We start from the raw sequence: 16,357 nt of genomic DNA, 5'->3' as shown, positions 1-16,357 counted from the left end.
CTGTTCCTGCAGGCTTTCGGCGGCGGCGGCAGCCTGTTCCACCAGGGCGGCGTTCTGCTGGGTGATTTCGTCGATCTGCGAAATGGCGTTGTTGACCTCGGCGATGCCGGCGCTCTGCTCCTGGCTGGCGGCAGTGATCTCGCCCATGATGTCGGCCACGTGCTTGACCGAAGACACGATCTCGCTCATGGTGGCGCCGGCTTCATCGACCAGCTTGCCGCCGGTGTCGACCTTGTCCACGGAATCGCTGATGAGCTGCTTGATTTCCTTGGCGGCGGCGGCGCTGCGCTGGGCCAGCGCCCGCACTTCGGAGGCCACCACCGCGAAGCCACGACCCTGCTCGCCGGCGCGGGCTGCTTCCACGGCCGCATTCAGGGCCAGGATGTTGGTCTGGAAGGCAATGCCGTCGATCACGCCGATGATGTCCACGATCTTGCTGGAGCTTTCCTTGATGGAGCCCATGGTGGCCACCACGTCGCCGACCACGCGGCCACCCTTGGTGGCATAGTCCGAGGCCGACAGCACCAGCTGGTTGGCCTGGCGTGCGTTCTCCGCGTTCTGCTGTACGGTGGAGGTGAGCTGCTCCATGGAGCTGGCGGTTTCTTCCAGGCTGGAGGCCTGGGACTCGGTGCGATTGGACAGGTCCACGTTGCCGCGTGCGATCTCGTGCGAGGCCACGGCGATGACGGCGGCGCTTTCCTTGACTTCGTTGAGCGTGGTGGCCAGGTTGGTCTGCATGGCGTCCAGGGCGTTGACCAGGTGGGCGGCTTCATCGCGGCCATCATCGTGGAAGTCCTGGGTCAGGTCGCCGCTGGAGATGGTCTCGGCAATGCTGCCGGCGCGCTTGAGCGGATTGACGATGGAGCGGGTGATGACAAAGGTGAAGAAGAAGCCCAGGCCCAGCGTCAGCACGCCCATCAGCAACATGCCGATCTGCGCCTTGCGGTAGCTGTCCTTGGCGTCGGCATGCGCTTCTTTCATGTCGTCCTGCTGGAACGAGGCCAGCGCACCCACGCTGCTCATCCACTTTTCGTGGGCCGGCAGGAAATCGCTTTTCAGCAACTGCGCCGCATCGAAGTAATTGTTGCTGAGGACCTGCTGGCGGATCTGTTCGACGATGGGGAACAGCTTCTTGCTCTCGCCGCTGGCGGCCGCCAGCAATTCCCTGCCACGGCCACTGGAGGTCAGTTCGGTGATCTGCTTCTCGAAGCCGGCATACGCCTGCAGGATCCGGCCCAGGTGTTCATCCTCGGCCTTGCCTTCGGCTGCATCGGTGGGCGTGACCACCTTGCGCAAGGCCAGGGCCATCTCGCTGCCGGCTTCGCGCATGTGCATGGCGGTGGTCATGGCGGTGACCTTCTTTTCGATCACGTATTCACTGCTGGCTTCCATCTCGGCCATGCGCCACAGGCCAATCAGGAGGATCGCCGTGGCCAGCAGCAGGATGAGGCAGAAACCGAACGCCAGGCGGCTGCCGATCTTGAGACGTTGAATCATGGATGATGTCTTTCTTGTAACGCTAACGTAGACGGTGATGCAAATGGGGGCGGCCACCGGTGAGCAGCCCGCCCTGCGCAGATTTACAGCATGATTCATGCCTGCCGCGTGCCCTGCACTGCAGCGGCAACGCGACCGTGTTGATGTTTTGTTATGGTGAAATCGCGCCGCAGCCACCCCGGCGTACGGCGACGCGAGCTTCAGCGCCAGACGCACGGGATGTACAGAATGAACGCCATGGACGAAATGCGCGTGGCGCATATTAGAAGAGGCCCATGCAGGCGAGCCAATGCTTTGTCGGCATGCCCGCATGTTTCTTTTGCATAGTTGAAAAAGCGACCACGCCCCCTCAACCACCGCACGTCGTGGGCTCCTGGCGGGCGTGGTGTCAGGCGCTCAGCGCCAGGTGCTCATGCTGCCGATAGCGCCACCTGCCGCGTCGCCAAAGGTGCCCTCTGAACAGGGGCACTGTCGTGGTCGGTACGAAAGACCGCGACCGCCTCGCGCAACAGCGACGCCTGTTGCTGCAGGCTTTCCGAGGCTGCCGCCGCCTGCTCCACCAATGCCGCATTCTGCTGGGTGATGGCCTCCATCTGGGTGATGGCGTCGTTGACCTGGCTGATGCCGGTACTCTGCTCCTGGCTGGCCTGGGTGATGTCGCTCATGATGCCGGCCACCTGGCGTACTGCCCCGACTACCTCGCTCATGGTCACGCCGGCTTCGTCCACCAGCCTGCCGCCGGTATCGACCTTGGCCACCGAATCGCCGATCAACTGCTTGATTTCCTTGGCGGCGCTGGCGCTGCGTTGCGCCAGTGAGCGCACTTCCGAGGCCACCACGGCAAAGCCGCGCCCCTGCTCGCCGGCGCGTGCCGCCTCCACGGCGGCATTGAGGGCAAGGATATTGGTCTGGAAAGCGATCCCATCGATGACGCTGATGATGTCGACGATGCGCCGCGAACTCTCCCTGATCTGGGCCATGGTCTGCACCACGTCGCCCACCACCTGCCCGCCGCGCTCGGCCAGACGGGCGGCGGAGCCAGCCAGCTGGTCGGCCTGGCGGGCATTGTCGGCATTGTTCTGGACGGTGGAGGTCAGCTCCTCCATGGCGCTGGCGGTCTCCTCCAGGCTGGAGGCCTGTGACTCGGTACGGCGCGACAGGTCGGCATTGCCGGTGGCGATCTCGCCGCTGGCATGCTGCATCAGGTCGATGCTGCTGCGCACCTGGGTCACGATGCCGCCGAGGCTACCGGTCATGCTGTTGAGGGAGCCCAGCAGTTGCGCCGTCTCGTCACGGCCGCGCACGACACTGTGCACGGTCAGGTCATAGGCCGCCACGCGCCTGGCCATGTCCACCGAGGCCAGCACCGGCTGCGTGACCGAGCGTGTGATCATCACGCCCAGCCAGGCGGCCAGCACCGCCAGCAACAGGATGGCCGCCAGCACCGACATCTGTTGCTGGCGCAGGGCGGCATTCTGGGCATCGAGTTGCGTGGACAGCACTGCGGTGGCCTCGCCGATGGCCTTGAACTGCTCATCGATGGCCTGGGTGAATTGCTTGAAATAGGCGTCCGATGCATAGCTCACCTCCTGCGGCAGCAGGACCTGCTCGCGGGCCAGCTTGATGGCGTCCAGCCCCAGCCGGTTGGCACTGTCAAATACCGTCCCCAGGCGGGCACCGATATCGGCATTGGCTGCCACACCCTTGGCAAAGGACCGGCGGGCCACCAGCAGTCGCTCTTGCGCCCGCTCCAGCATGGCCACCAGTTCCAGCCGGTCTTCGCGCTTGATGTCCTTCTTGAGCAGCAGGCTGGCACCACGGGCGCGCGCCCGGCCGAGGTCTTCGGTGAGCATCGGCATGGCGATGAAGGCGGCGTTGATCAGCTGGGTGCTATCGAAGTCAGGATCGATGGTGTAGTGGAAATGATCGAGCATGCGTTCGTTGAGGTCGAACAAGGCGCCGATCACGGCGCTATGGGCAGCAAAGCTTTCCGGCGCGGCCAGCTGACGGGCAGCCACTGCATCCCTCACCTTGGTCCAAGCCTGGACCTGGGCCTGCAGCAGCGCGCCGGCCTGGGCATCGCTCTTCTGCATGCCTTGCATGGCCTGCGCCAGCGCCTGCAGGGCCTGGTCCACTTCCGTCGCCTTGGCCTGGCGGGGTGCCACCATGTCGGCGGCGCCGTTGAGCATCACGGCCGACATGCCGCGATGCTGCTGCATCAGTTGCACGCTGCGCAGTAAGCGCCTGACCGGCTGGACGCCCTCGATTTCCTCTTTCTTGAAGCGGATCACGCGTTCGGTGCTGAGAACGTACAGGGTGGTCGGCACGCCGAACAACACCAGTCCCAACAGACCCAGCAATGCGAATTTCTGCCACAGTTGCAGATTGGCAAGCACAGTCTTCATCTCTCCCCCTCCTGTTGTTGGTTTTCCTATCCCTTCTGCCATCTCGCGGCGGCGGATGCTGAAGCCCTCACCAACCACTGCGGACGTAACTGTAAATCCAGCTGCAGTCTGGACTTTTGAGATTTAGCAAATTCCATTCCAACAGCGCAGGAAGGTCTGCGCTGCCGCAGAGCTTGCGCTGTTGAGCGGACGCTGAAAAAGATCGCTCGCTTGGAAACCGGGAGCAGGAAGGAAGAAAAGAACGAAAAGGACGAAATGGGAAAAACGGAAGGGAAGGAAGATGCCGCGCCGCCTCGCCGGCGCGGCGGCGGATCAGGGCGTCTCGCCGAGTGCCTTGATCGCGGCAGGCTTGCCCGGCGCCGCGCGGTGCGCCAGGTGCAGGTGCTGCAGGAACTGCTGGGTGGCCGATTCCCACGAGCGGCTGGCGGCATGGGCGCGTACCGCCTCATGGTCCAGCTGCAGGGCCTGCAGGCAGGCCTGCTTGAGGTCATGACGCAGGACGCCGGAGACGCCATTGTCGACCACGTCGATCGGCCCCTCGACCGGATAGGCGGCCACGGGGATGCCGCAGGCCATGGCTTCCAGCAATACCAGGCCGAAGGTATCGGTCTTGCTGGGGAAGACGAAGACATCGGCGCAGTTGTAGTAGGCCGGCAGTTCGTCATGTCCCTTGGCGCCCAGGAAACGCACCTGCGGATAGCGGGCGCTCAGTTCTTCCAGCTGCGGGCCATCGCCCACCACCCACTTGGTGCCGGGCAGGTCGAGCTTGAGGAAGGCTTCGATATTCTTTTCCACCGCCACCCGGCCCACATAGAGGAACAGCGGGCGCTCGATGCAGGCGTGGTCTTCCACCGCCGGACGGAAGTGCTGGGTATCCACGCCGCGGCCCCACAGCACCACGTTGCGGAAGCCCTGCTCCTGCAGCGCGGTCTTCATCGCCGGGGTGGGCACCATGATGGCTTCGGAGCGGCCATGGAACCAGCGCAGCAGACGATAGGTGATGGCCTTGGGCAAGAGCTTGCGGGCGGCCAGGTATTCGGGGAAACGGGTGTGGTAGGCAGTGGTGAAATTGAGCTTGTGACGCAGGCAGTAGCGGCGCGCCGCCAGCCCCATGGGCCCTTCGGTGGCGATGTGGATGCAGTCGGGCTGGAAGCCTTCCAGGGCGGCCGCGATGCGGGCGTAGGGCTGGTAGGCCAGGCGGATTTCGGGATAGGTCGGGCAGGCGAAGGTACGGAAGTCGCGCGGCGACAGCAGCAGCACTTCATGGCCGAAGCTGCGCAGGCAGCGTACGGTGGAGCGCAGGGTATTGACGACCCCGTTGACCTGGGGTTCGCCAGCGTCGCTGATGATGGCAATGCGCATAAATCGTTTCAATAATGTAAAACTTCAGGAGCAGGTTCGATGCTTCAGGCCGTCGCCAGCTCGCGTGCGGCCATGCGGGCTTCCTTGCCGGCCCGCTTGAGCTGCATGATTTCCTGCCAGGTCACCAGGCGCAAGGCGCCGTCGGGGTCTTCCACCAGTGCCGACAGGCTCTCGACCCAGTCGCCGTCGTTGCAGTAGACGACACCGCCGATGTCGCGGATCTCGGGCTTGTGGATGTGGCCGCAGATGACCCCGTCCAGGCCCTTCTTCTTGGCTTCGTCGGCCAGGGCATCCTCGAAGGAGGTGATGTAGTTCACCGCGTTCTTGACCTTGGACTTGAGGTATTGCGACAGCGACCAGTAAGGCAGGCCGGCACGGGCACGCCAGCTGTTGAACCACTGGTTGAACTTGAGGATCATGGTGTAGAGCGAATCGCCCACGTAGGCCAGCCACTTGGCGCAGGCGATGACGCCATCGAAGCGGTCACCGTGCAGTACCAGCATGCGTTTGCCTTCGGCGGTGACGTGCACCAGTTCGTCACGGATCTTGATACCGCCGAAATCGAGGTCGATGAACTGGCGGATCACTTCGTCGTGGTTGCCCGGCACGAAGATGACGTTGGTACCTTTCTTGGCCTTCTTGAGCACCGTCTGCACCACGTTGTTGTGGCTCTGGTCCCAGTACCAGCGACGCTTCAACTGCCAGCCGTCGATGATGTCCCCCACCAGGTAGAGGGTATCGGACTCGGTGGCACGCAGGAATTCCAGCAGGCGCTCGGCCTGGCAACCGGTGGTACCCAGGTGGATGTCGGAAATCCAGATGGTGCGAAAGCGCAGCGGATCGCGTCGCGCTTCGTCGTCACCGGCATCGTGCTCAGGCCCCAGGTCGGCGAACAGCCCCTGGGCTTTTTCCATGAACTGTTCGCGTGGCTTCATGCGGCCCTCGAGTCTTTCAGATAGTGGCGGGCGTAGCGGCTGTCGAGCTTGGACAAGGGCAGCAGCAGGAAGAAATCGGCCGAGTGGAAATCAGGGTCCCAGGCCGGTTCGCCGCAGACCCAGGCGCCGCTGCGCAGGTAGCCGCGCAACAGCGGCGGAATCTGCGGTTCGATGCCGGCTTCGCGGTCTTCCAGCGGGAAGGGCAGCAGCGGCGCGACGCGGTAGTCGGGCGGCGCCAGGTTCTTTTCGCGGAAGGCGTGGTACAGCGCCGCGGCATTGTGGCCGCCATCGGCCAGACTGACGCTGGCGCAGCCCATCAGGTATTCGCAGCGTTCCTTGCGCATGTAGGCGGCCAGGCCGGCCCACAGCATCATGATCACGCCGCCGCTGCGGTAGTCCGGGTGGATGCAGGCGCGGCCGGCTTCGGCGATGACGCCACGGATGTTGTCCAGGCGCGAGAGATCGAATTCCTGTTCCGAGTAGAACTTGCCCATGCGGCGCGCGCCATGCGGGCTCAGGACGCGATAGGTGCCGACCACGGAGAGGGTCTTGCTGTCGCGTACGATCAGGTGGTCGCAGTAGTCGTCGAACTCATCCTTGTCCAGGCCTTCGGGGTTGGCCAGGGCCGACAGGTTCATCGCTTCGATGAAGACCTTGTAGCGCAGGCGCTGTACTTCGCGCACTTCTTCCGGGGTGCTGGCCAGGCTCAGATTGAGCTTGGCAAAACTCGGATTGGCATCGGCAGGAATGGTAAGCAGTCTCATGCATTGTCCTTTATGGTGATGGGTGAGGAGGAAGTCAGGTGATCGGAAGCAACCGGTAAAAATAAGTGCTTGTTCCTGTCGACCTGACGCTACCCCCCCAAAAGTGCGGCTGCTCCAGAATGAAATCGAAACATCTATTGTCGATTTTCGAGATTCAGCCGATATCCCCGGGATAACGCTGCACAGACTAACCAGCGATTGTTTCACCCACATGACCTCTGCAGCGGTTTTGGCGGTGCAGCAACAAGAGCCGCGCCAGCGTTACAATGGCGTGACAAAGCGTCGCCAGGAGACCTCCGCAATCGGGGCAAGGCGAACGCGCGAGGGTAAGGAAACGGGGCAACACCCCAAGGAATCTTTCGATGACCTGTTCATCGAAACCATGGACCGATGACTGGCACCGTTGATCGGGCGCAACAGGGTAACCAGCGCCGATGGCGATGACGGTCAGGCTTTGCAAACTCCGTCAACTCGAAACATAAGGAAGATCATGCTACTCAAGGATAAAGTCGCTCTCATCACCGGTTCGGCCAGCGGCATCGGCAAGGAAATCGCGGTCGAATACGCCAAGCAGGGCGCCAAGGTGGTCATCGCCGACCTGGCCCTGGAAGCGGCCAAGGCGACGGCCGAAGAAATCGTCAAGAACGGCGGTACCGCCATGGCCGTGGCCATGAACGTGACCGACGAGACCCAGGTCGACAAGGGTGTGGCCGATGCGGTCAATACCTACGGTGGTCTGGACATCATGATCAGCAACGCCGGCATCCAGATCATCAGCCCGGTGACCGAACTGTCGCTGGAGAACTGGCGCAAGATGCTGGCGATCCACCTGGACGGCGCCTTCCTGACCACGCGCGCGGCGATGAAGGCGATGATCAAGCAGGGTCGCGGCGGCTCCATCATCTACATGGGTTCGGTGCACTCGCACCTGGCCTCGGCGCTGAAGGCACCCTACGTGACGGCCAAGCATGGCCTGCTGGGCCTGGCCAAGACGGTGGCCAAGGAAGGCGCCAAGGACAAGATCCGCACCAACGTCATCTGTCCCGGCTTCGTACGCACGCCGCTGGTGGAAAAGCAGATTCCCGAGCAAGCCAAGGAATTCGGGATCAGCGAAGAAGATGTGATCAAGAAGATCATGCTGAAGGACACCGTCGATGGTGAATTCACCACCACCCAGGACGTGGCCCAGACCGCGGTCTTCCTGGCAGCCTTCCCGACCAATGCGCTGACGGGTCAGTCGGTAGTCGTCAGCCACGGCTGGCACATGCAGTAAGCCTGGCACGCGGTGTCACCGGCGACGGTGACACCGCCTGGCAGCGCCCCGCTCTCCCCCATCTTGGACACCCAACTCCACCTGCGCAGCTACCGCGACGAGTCGCTGGCGCATCGCCATGATTTCCCGCAACTGGTGCTGCCGCTGGCCGGCCGGCTGGAACTGGACATTGGCGGTCACCAAGGCTGCGCCGACAGTATCACGGCGGCCTTCGTGGAACCCGGGGCGGCGCACGCGACCAGCGCCGGCGGCGCCAATCGGGCGCTGGTACTGGACCTGGCGCCCAGCATCATGAGCGACCTGCAACTGGAGAGCCTGGCGCGCACTCCCTTCGTGACGCTGACGGCGGCGGCCGGCAAGCTGGTGGAGTTCATGGCGCTGTCGCTGGACCAGAGCCCCTCCGGCGCGAGCCTGCAGCACTGGGTTCCGCTGCTACTGGATACGCTGGCGCGACATCCGCCACAGGCCAGGTCGCGCCTGCACCGCATGCTGGCCCAGGTCGAGGCACAGTTGGCCCATCCCTGGACGGTAGCCGACATGGCCGCGCTGGCGGCCATCAGCCCCAGCCGCCTGCATGAATGGTTCCAGCAGGAATTGGCGACTTCTCCCCGGGCCTGGCTGGCCGAGGTACGCATGGCGCAGGCCTGCCGCCTGCTGCGCACCAGCGCCCTGCCGCTGGCATTCATCGCCCAGCGTTGCGGCTATGGCGACCAGAGCGCGCTGACGCATGCCATGCGCAAGCTGCGCGGCACCACGCCCTCGGCGTACCGCAAGCGCTACCTGGCCTGAATCCCCTGCCCGGCACCGGGCGCGACCAGACATTGATCGAAATAGCGCGCGAAGTGCGCGAAATCGGGCGTGGCCATCCCGGCGGTCTTGGCGCGGTCATCCCACCGCCGCAGCCGCACCGCGTCCACGGCATGCGGGCGGTCGATAAAGGCCGCCGCCTGTTCCACATCGAAGACCCCGCCCTGCAGCTGCAGACTGCGCACCGAATCGGCCGACAGCGTCGAAAAATAATCCGCATCGGTAGCGCACAGGTAGCGCTTGGCATCCACATGCAGCGCGATCGGTGCCAGCACGGCGTCGCTGAACACGCCTCGCAGGAAGGGCAGGATGCGGTACTGGTGCAGGTCGTCGATGCCAGCCAGGGTCGGAGTCTGGCCCAGGTCTTCCAGCAGGTGGCCGAGGTCGTGCAGCAGGCTGGCCACGATGAGACTGGGCGCGGCCCCCTCCTGCTCGGCCAGCAGCGCCGATTGCAGCGCATGCTCCAGTTGCGTGACCGGCTCACCGGTGTATTGGGTGTGCCCATGCCGTGCGAACAGCAGGGCGATGTCATCCAGGCTCAGGGCCATCGTACGCCTCGTTGATGAAGGAAAATTCAGTCCGCCACTATAGTCCTCGCACATGGCGACTCGATGACATCGGCATGACATCGACCGCGTCATGGCGGCGGGCAGGCAAAAAAAACGGCGAGCCCTGAGGCCCGCCGATTCCTGCTGTCCTGCATCCGCAGCTGCCGGCAAAGGCAGCCAGCGGTCCTACTTCTTCAGGTCGTAGCGATCCAGCTCCATCACCTTGACCCAGGCCGCCACGAAGTCCTTGACGAACTTTTCCTTGGCATCGGCACTGGCATAGACTTCGGCCAGGGCGCGCAGCACGGCGTTGGAGCCGAACACCAGGTCGACGCGGCTACCGGTCCACTTGACGGCGCCACTGGCGCGGTCGCGGCCTTCGAACTCTTCCTGCGCCGGCGAGGTGGACTTCCATTCGGTGCCCATATCCAGCAGGTTGACGAAGAAGTCGTTGGAGAGCACCCCTACTCGGCTGGTGAACACGCCCTTGGTGCTGCCGCCGACATTGTTGCCCAGCACGCGCAGGCCACCGATCAACACCGTCATTTCCGGCGCGGTCAGGGTCAGTTGCTGTGCCTTGTCGATGAGCAGGTCTTCACCCCGCACCGCAAAGCGCTGCTTCTGGAAGTTGCGGAAGCCATCGATGACCGGCTCCAGCGGCTCGAAGGAAGCAACGTCGGTCTGCTCCTGCGAGGCATCCACGCGACCGCCATGGAAAGGCACGCTCACGGACACGCCGGCATCCTGGGCGGCCTTCTCGACGGCGGCGCTACCGGCCAGCACGATCAGGTCGGCCAGCGAGACCTTCTTGCCACCCTGGTTGAAGGCGGACTGGATGCCTTCCAGCGTGGACAGCACCTTGGCCAGCTGGGCCGGCTGGTTGGCCGCCCAATCCTTCTGCGGGGCCAGGCGGATGCGGGCACCGTTGGCGCCACCGCGCTTGTCGCCGCCACGGAAGGTGGACGCCGACGCCCAGGCGGTCGAGACCAGTTCGGACACCGTCAGTCCCGAGGCCAGCACCTGGGCCTTGAGCGCGCTGATGTCAGCGGCCTGCAGCGCCGGAGCATCGGCCTTGGGCAGCGGGTCCTGCCAGATCAGCTCTTCGGTCGGCACTTCGGGGCCGAGATAGCGCGAACGCGGTCCCAGGTCGCGGTGGGTCAGCTTGAACCAGGCGCGGGCGAAGACCTCGGCGAACTGGTCGGGGTTTTCCAGGAAGCGGCGCGAAATCTTTTCGTAGGCCGGATCGACGCGCAGCGACAGGTCGGTGGTCAGCATGGTGGGACGCATCGGCGCGCCACCATGGGCATGCGGAATCACCGCGTCGGCACCCTTGGCCACCCACTGGTGGGCACCGGCCGGGCTCTTGGTCAGTTCCCATTCGTAGTTGAACAGGTTCTCGAAGAAATAATTGCTCCACTGCGCCGGGGTCTGGGTCCAGGTCACTTCCAGGCCGGAGCTGATGGTGTCGCCTGCTGCACCGCTGCCGAAGCTGCTCTTCCAGCCCAGGCCCTGGCTTTCCAGGTCGCCGCCTTCGGGTTCGCGGCCGACATGCTTGGCGTCACCGGCACCGTGGGTCTTGCCGAAGGTATGACCGCCAGCGATCAGGGCCACGGTTTCTTCGTCGTCCATGGCCATGCGGGCGAAGGTTTCGCGGATGTCCTGGGCAGCGGCCAGCGGGTCGGGATTGCCTTCCGGGCCTTCCGGGTTGACGTAGATCAGGCCCATCTGCACGGCGGCCAGCGGGTTTTCCAGATTGCGGCCGGCCGGCGCGGTACGCGCCTGTTCCTGGCCGTGACGGTCGGCGTCGGCGGTGATTTCGCCGTGGGCGGCGCCGGCCTTGCCCTTGCCGTAGCGGTCATCGCCACCCAGCCAGGTGGTTTCGGTACCCCAGTAGACGTCCAGGTCCGGCTCCCATACGTCTTCACGGCCACCGGCGTAGCCGAAGGTGTTGAAGCCCATGGTTTCCAGCGCCACGTTGCCGGTCAGGATCAGCAGGTCGGCCCAGGAGATCTTGTTGCCGTACTTTTGCTTGACCGGCCACAGCAGGCGGCGGGCCTTGTCCAGGTTGACGTTGTCGGGCCAGCTGTTGAGGGGGGCAAAACGTTGCTGGCCGCGACCGGCGCCGCCACGGCCATCGCCGATACGATAGGTGCCTGCACTGTGCCAGGCCATGCGGATGAACAGCGGGCCGTAATGACCGAAGTCGGCTGGCCACCAGGGCTGGGAATCGGTCATGACCTTGGCCAGGTCGGCCTTGACGGCCGCCAGGTCCAGGCTCTTGAAGGCTTCTGCGTAGTTGAAATCCTCACCCATGGGGTTGGATTTGGAAGAATGCTGGGCCAGCAGGTCCAGACGGAGCTGCTTGGGCCACCAGTCGCGGTTGCTGGTGCCGCCGCCGGCGGTGTGGTTAAAGGGGCACTTGGCTTCATTCGACATTGCGTTCTCTCCTGTTGATCGACCCGATGGTCACGACGCCCGGACCGGAAAACGGGCATCTCTGTGGCCTCACCCGGCGCGGCTGGGGTGAGGCGGCTTGATACTGCGGCAATAGGCTGACTGCGTTCTGCTACCACGCCATGACACCATCCGGTCATGACGCCGTGCTGCGGGGCCAGCCTTGCCTTGTCCCGGTCATGCTTGCGAAGAACCATTAATGTAATTCATCAAAAACAATCCGTTGATTGTCTTTTTGTATAACACCAGTCAATAAATCCAATCCCATCCATTCAGAATTTGTGGCTCATCAGTGTAGCCAAAGGCTGCTCTTCCTGCAGCACTTGCCCCGTCTTTCAATATGAGCCGGGATACCCATCGCCACACAGTCGCCGCTGCTGCAGCCGTGAGGAAATGCGAATTTTGTACTGACAGACTGTACTTTCGGGCAGATGGGGCTGGCATGCAGGGCCACCCCATGCCGCAGGAAAATACGAGTATTGCAATGATTCAGGTCAACCGTTCCTGATGTGAATCGTTCTTGGAACGCCGCCCCCTCTCGGGCGGACCTCATTTCCTCCACATTACAAAAACCATCATGACGGAAGCCACCGAAAACCTGGAACACGCCGAGCACGCCCATGCGTCCGGCAACAAGAAGCTGGCCTTGCTCATCGCCATCCTGGCGCTGGTGCTGGCCATTACCGAAACCATGTCCAAGTCCTACCAGACCGAGGTCATCCTGAAACACCAGGAGGCGGCCAACCTGTGGTCCTTCTTCCAGGCCAAGTCGGTGCGTGGCAATGCGGCGCAACTGGCCAAGCAGCAGCTCACGCTGCTGGGCAACCCCAAGGATGAGCGGGTCAGTTCGGCCATCGCCAAGCTGGACGACGCCATCGCCCACTACGACAGCGACGAGAAGAGCGGCGAAGGCAAGAAGGAACTGGCGCACAAGGCGCGCGAGGCCGAGCATGAGGCGCATGCCTACATGGAGAAGTACGAGAAGATGGAAATGGCGGCCGGCATGCTGCAGGTGGCCATCGTGCTGGCCTCGGCCACCATCATCACCGGCGTGGCGGTGCTGGCCTACCTGTCCATGGGCATCGGCGCGGTAGCACTGGCCTTTGTGGGCGCGGGCTTGTTCGGCACGGTGATCTGACCCACCCCGCCCCGTCATCACCGACAACGCCGGCCCAGTGCCGGCGTTGTTGTTTGTATTTCCGCCTGCCGGTTCTTCCGGCGGTGGCGCGATGTGAATGGTCAGGTTCGCAGGCCTGCACAATAAAACCGTAGTCCACGACAATTCAGGCGGGCCCGGCTGCGGCATACTGCCAGCCTTTGCACACCTGTCGTGGCACGACCACCCCGATTCATGCGTTCCAACACCATCCTGCAAGGCATCTTCTACGGCGCGCTGGCCGGCGCCGCCTGGGGCCTGGTCTTCCTGGCGCCGGAACTGACCCGCGCCTTCTCGCCCTGGCAATTGACGGCCGGGCGCTACCTGGCCTATGGCCTGTTCGCCGCCGTGCTGATCGCGCCGCGCCTGCGCAAGCTGCTGCCGCACCTGGGCCGCGCCGAATGGCGGGCGCTGGTGTGGCTGAGCCTCTTGGGCAATGTGGTGTATTACGTGTTCCTGGCCAGTGCCGTGCAATTGGGCGGCATGGCGATGACCTCGCTGGTGATCGGCTTCCTGCCGGTGGCGGTGACCATCATCGGCAGCCGTGGCCACGGTGCACTGCCCTTGCGCAAGCTGGCGCCTTCCCTGGCGCTGGGCCTGGCAGGCATCGCCTGCGTGGCGTGGCAGTCGCTGGGCAGTGGCGCGGTGGGTGCCAGCACTGGTGGTTTTGGGGATGGCGTGATCGGGTTCTTCTGCGCGCTGGCCGCGCTGGTGTCGTGGACCACCTACGCAGTTGGCAACAGCCGCTGGTTGGGACGCCTGCAGGCGATCTCGGCGCATGACTGGAACCTGCTGATCGGCGTGGTCACCGGGCTGTTGTCACTGTTCGTGGCAATACCGGCCTTCACGATCATGCTGCAACCGCATCCACAAAGTGAATGGTGGCACTTCATCGGCGTATCGGCGGGGGTGGCGATCTTTGCCTCGCTGTTCGGCAATGCCTGCTGGAACAAGGCCAGCCGGCTGCTGCCGCTGACCATGATCGGCCAGATGATCCTGTTCGAGACCCTGTTCGCGCTGCTCTATGGCTTCCTGTGGGAACAGCGCTGGCCGACCCTGCTGGAAATCGCGGCCATGGTACTGGTCACGGCTAGCGTCCTGCTATGCGTATCCGCGCACCGGGTCGATGAAGGCGGCGGACACTGAGGGCTGACGGCCTGCAGTTCACCCGGCTGCGGCAGCGATATCGGCCTGTGCGGCCAGCTTCTTCAACACATGGGCGGCCGCCACCAGGCCGAAGGTAGCGGTCACCACCATGGCCGAGCCAAAGCCGGCGCAATTGAGGCCGGTAACACCGGCTTGCGTGCTGTCGACGACATCCTCGCCGACATCCATGTCTTCGGCGGGAGCAACCTCGCAAACCTCACCCTCGGCCAACTCGGGAAAGCGCAGGGGTTCGGTGGAAAACACGGCATCGATGTGGAACTTGTTCTTCGTCCCGCGCGGGAAGCCGTGCTGCGAGCGCAGGCGCTTGCGTACCTTGGCCAACAGCGGTTCCTGCTCGGTGCGGCAGAGGTCGCGGATTTCAATCTGCGTGGGATCGATCTGGCCGCCGGCACTGCCGATAGTGACCATGGGCATGCCGTTCTTGCGGCACCAGGCGATCATGGCGACCTTGGCCGGCACGTTGTCGATGGCATCGATGACGTAGTCGAACCGTCCGCCACCCAGCATCTGCTCCACATTCTCGGGATCGACGAAATCCTCCACCTCGGTCACCACGCAGGTCGGATTGATCTGCCGGATACGCTCATGCAGGGCCGTGACCTTGGCCTGACCCAGGGTCTCGGTGAGGGCGTGGATCTGGCGGTTGACGTTGGATTCGGCCAGGTTGTCGAGGTCGATCAGGGTGAGATGGCCGATGGCGCTGCGCGCCAGTGCCTCGACGATCCACGATCCCACGCCCCCTACCCCGACCACGCACACCCGCGCCTGGCCAAAGCGTTGCAGAGCGGCGGCGCCATACAGGCGGGCCACGCCGCCGAAGCGGCGTTCATAGTCGATATCGTGCAGGTCGGTGGATGTGCTCATGATCAAAAAAACGTCATTCGGTGATGCAATGGGGTGAAGTAAAGCATTATCCCGGCTTTGCGTCCTTGCGGGATTCTCACGAAAAAGGGCCGCAGCGCGAACGCTGCGGCCCTCATTGGCGGTGGTGCGGGATCAGACCACGGCGCCGCCGTTCTCGTCCTTGACCTTGACCGGCTTGATCAGGTCTTCGCGCTTGACGCCCAGCCACATAGCCAGGGCGGCGGCAACGAACACCGACGAATAGATGCCGAACAGGATGCCGATGGTCAGCGCCAGCGCGAAGTAGTGCAGCGTCGGGCCACCGAAGAAGAACATCGCCAGCACCATCATTTCGGTGCTGCCGTGGGTGATGACGGTACGCGACATGGTGCTGGTGATGGCGTGGTTCAGCACTTCCGGCGCGGACAGCTTGCCGAAGCGGCGGTCACGGAAGGCTTCACGCACCCGGTCGAAGACCACCACCGATTCGTTGACCGAATACCCCAGCACGGCCAGGATGGCGGCCAGCACGGTGAGCGAGAATTCCCACTGGAAGAAGGCGAAGAAGCCCAGGATGATGATGATGTCGTGCAGGTTGGCGATCACCGCCGCCACCGCGAACTTCCACTCGAAGCGGAAGGCCAGGTAGATCACGATGCCCAGCACCACCATGCCCAGCGCCAGCAGGCCGTCATGGGCCAGCTCGTCACCCACCTGCGGGCCGACGAATTCCACCCGTTGCAGGCGCACGTCCGGGTCGTCCGCCTTCAGCGCGGCATTGACCTTCTCGCTCTGCTGGCTGGCGTTCACACCGGCCTGCGCGGGCAGGCGGATCATCACGTCCTGGGCGGTGCCGAAGCTTTGCACCAGGGTGTCGCGATAACCCAGTCCTTCGATGGACTTGCGGATCTTTTCCAGGTCGGCCGGCTTGTTGTAGGCCACTTCCATGACCGTGCCGCCGGTGAATTCGATGGAGAAGTGCAATCCCTTGGAGAACAGGAAGAACACCGCGGCCACGAAGGTCAGTGCCGAGATCGCATTGAAGATCAGGGCATGACGCATGAAGGGAATGTCTTTTTTGATGCGGAAAAATTCCATCACTATCCTTTCGGTGCCGGTCGCGCCACAAGAGGGGCGACCGGCTCA

Annotated in this window: 13 protein-coding genes; 4 read left to right on the top strand and 9 right to left on the bottom strand. The window is 63.7% G+C overall.

Annotated elements, in window-relative coordinates; genetic code table 11:
* From HFRIS_RS17550 to HFRIS_RS17530, 5 genes are all read right to left on the bottom strand, one after another.
* The coding region (locus tag HFRIS_RS17550; protein ID WP_006464771.1) for a methyl-accepting chemotaxis protein at nt 1-1,497 on the bottom strand (1,497 nt) is incomplete at its 3' end.
* Between the two features lie 410 nt (nt 1,498-1,907).
* Complete coding sequence (locus HFRIS_RS17545; protein ID WP_006464770.1) at nt 1,908-3,902, bottom strand: methyl-accepting chemotaxis protein; 1,995 nt, start codon at nt 3,900-3,902, stop codon at nt 1,908-1,910.
* Nucleotides 3,903-4,214: 312 nt separating this feature from the next.
* Nucleotides 4,215-5,264, bottom strand: coding sequence for a glycosyltransferase family 4 protein (locus HFRIS_RS17540; RefSeq protein ID WP_006464769.1), 1,050 nt, complete (start codon nt 5,262-5,264; stop codon nt 4,215-4,217).
* 44 nt (nt 5,265-5,308) lie between these two features.
* Nucleotides 5,309-6,199: a UDP-2,3-diacylglucosamine diphosphatase gene (locus HFRIS_RS17535; RefSeq protein ID WP_006464768.1), complete on the bottom strand. Its 891-nt coding sequence runs from the start codon at nt 6,197-6,199 to the stop codon at nt 5,309-5,311.
* Nucleotides 6,196-6,963, bottom strand: coding sequence for a GNAT family N-acetyltransferase (locus HFRIS_RS17530; protein ID WP_006464767.1), 768 nt, complete (start codon nt 6,961-6,963; stop codon nt 6,196-6,198). Before HFRIS_RS17530 ends, HFRIS_RS17535 begins: the two co-directional genes overlap by 4 nt.
* A gap of 490 nt (nt 6,964-7,453) precedes the next feature.
* Between HFRIS_RS17530 and HFRIS_RS17525 the strand changes: the two genes are divergently transcribed.
* Nucleotides 7,454-8,236, top strand: coding sequence for a 3-hydroxybutyrate dehydrogenase (locus HFRIS_RS17525; RefSeq protein WP_006464765.1), 783 nt, complete (start codon nt 7,454-7,456; stop codon nt 8,234-8,236).
* Nucleotides 8,237-8,299: 63 nt separating this feature from the next.
* Nucleotides 8,300-9,025, top strand: a complete 726-nt coding sequence (locus HFRIS_RS17520) for a helix-turn-helix transcriptional regulator (protein WP_006464764.1) — start codon at nt 8,300-8,302, stop codon at nt 9,023-9,025.
* Here HFRIS_RS17520 and HFRIS_RS17515 read toward each other — a convergent pair.
* Complete coding sequence (locus HFRIS_RS17515) at nt 9,013-9,591, bottom strand: phosphonate degradation HD-domain oxygenase (RefSeq protein WP_006464763.1); 579 nt, start codon at nt 9,589-9,591, stop codon at nt 9,013-9,015. The genes HFRIS_RS17520 and HFRIS_RS17515 overlap by 13 nt on opposite strands.
* Before the next feature lie 186 nt (nt 9,592-9,777).
* Entirely contained in the window at nt 9,778-12,027 is a 2,250-nt protein-coding gene (gene katG / locus HFRIS_RS17510) for a catalase/peroxidase HPI (protein ID WP_006464762.1), read from the bottom strand.
* A gap of 595 nt (nt 12,028-12,622) precedes the next feature.
* Here katG and HFRIS_RS17505 point away from each other — a divergent pair.
* Nucleotides 12,623-13,183: a DUF4337 domain-containing protein gene (locus HFRIS_RS17505; protein ID WP_006464761.1), complete on the top strand. Its 561-nt coding sequence runs from the start codon at nt 12,623-12,625 to the stop codon at nt 13,181-13,183.
* A gap of 213 nt (nt 13,184-13,396) precedes the next feature.
* Entirely contained in the window at nt 13,397-14,347 is a 951-nt protein-coding gene (locus HFRIS_RS17500; RefSeq protein ID WP_006464760.1) for a DMT family transporter, read from the top strand.
* A gap of 18 nt (nt 14,348-14,365) precedes the next feature.
* Here HFRIS_RS17500 and tcdA read toward each other — a convergent pair whose 3' ends face one another.
* Nucleotides 14,366-15,232 carry a tRNA cyclic N6-threonylcarbamoyladenosine(37) synthase TcdA gene (tcdA, locus tag HFRIS_RS17495; RefSeq protein WP_039876249.1) on the bottom strand — a complete coding sequence of 289 codons (867 nt, stop codon included), beginning with the start codon at nt 15,230-15,232 and terminating at the stop codon, nt 14,366-14,368.
* Nucleotides 15,233-15,364: 132 nt separating this feature from the next.
* Nucleotides 15,365-16,309 (bottom strand): protein translocase subunit SecF, encoded by a 945-nt coding sequence (gene secF, locus HFRIS_RS17490; protein ID WP_006464758.1) that lies wholly within the window; start codon nt 16,307-16,309, stop codon nt 15,365-15,367.
* Nucleotides 16,310-16,357 lie beyond the last annotated feature (48 nt).

The organism is Herbaspirillum frisingense GSF30 (assembly GCF_000300975.2).
In the GTDB taxonomy this organism is placed as follows: Bacteria; Pseudomonadota; Gammaproteobacteria; order Burkholderiales; family Burkholderiaceae_D; genus Herbaspirillum; species Herbaspirillum frisingense.
This window is presented reverse-complemented; position numbering and strand designations above follow the sequence as displayed.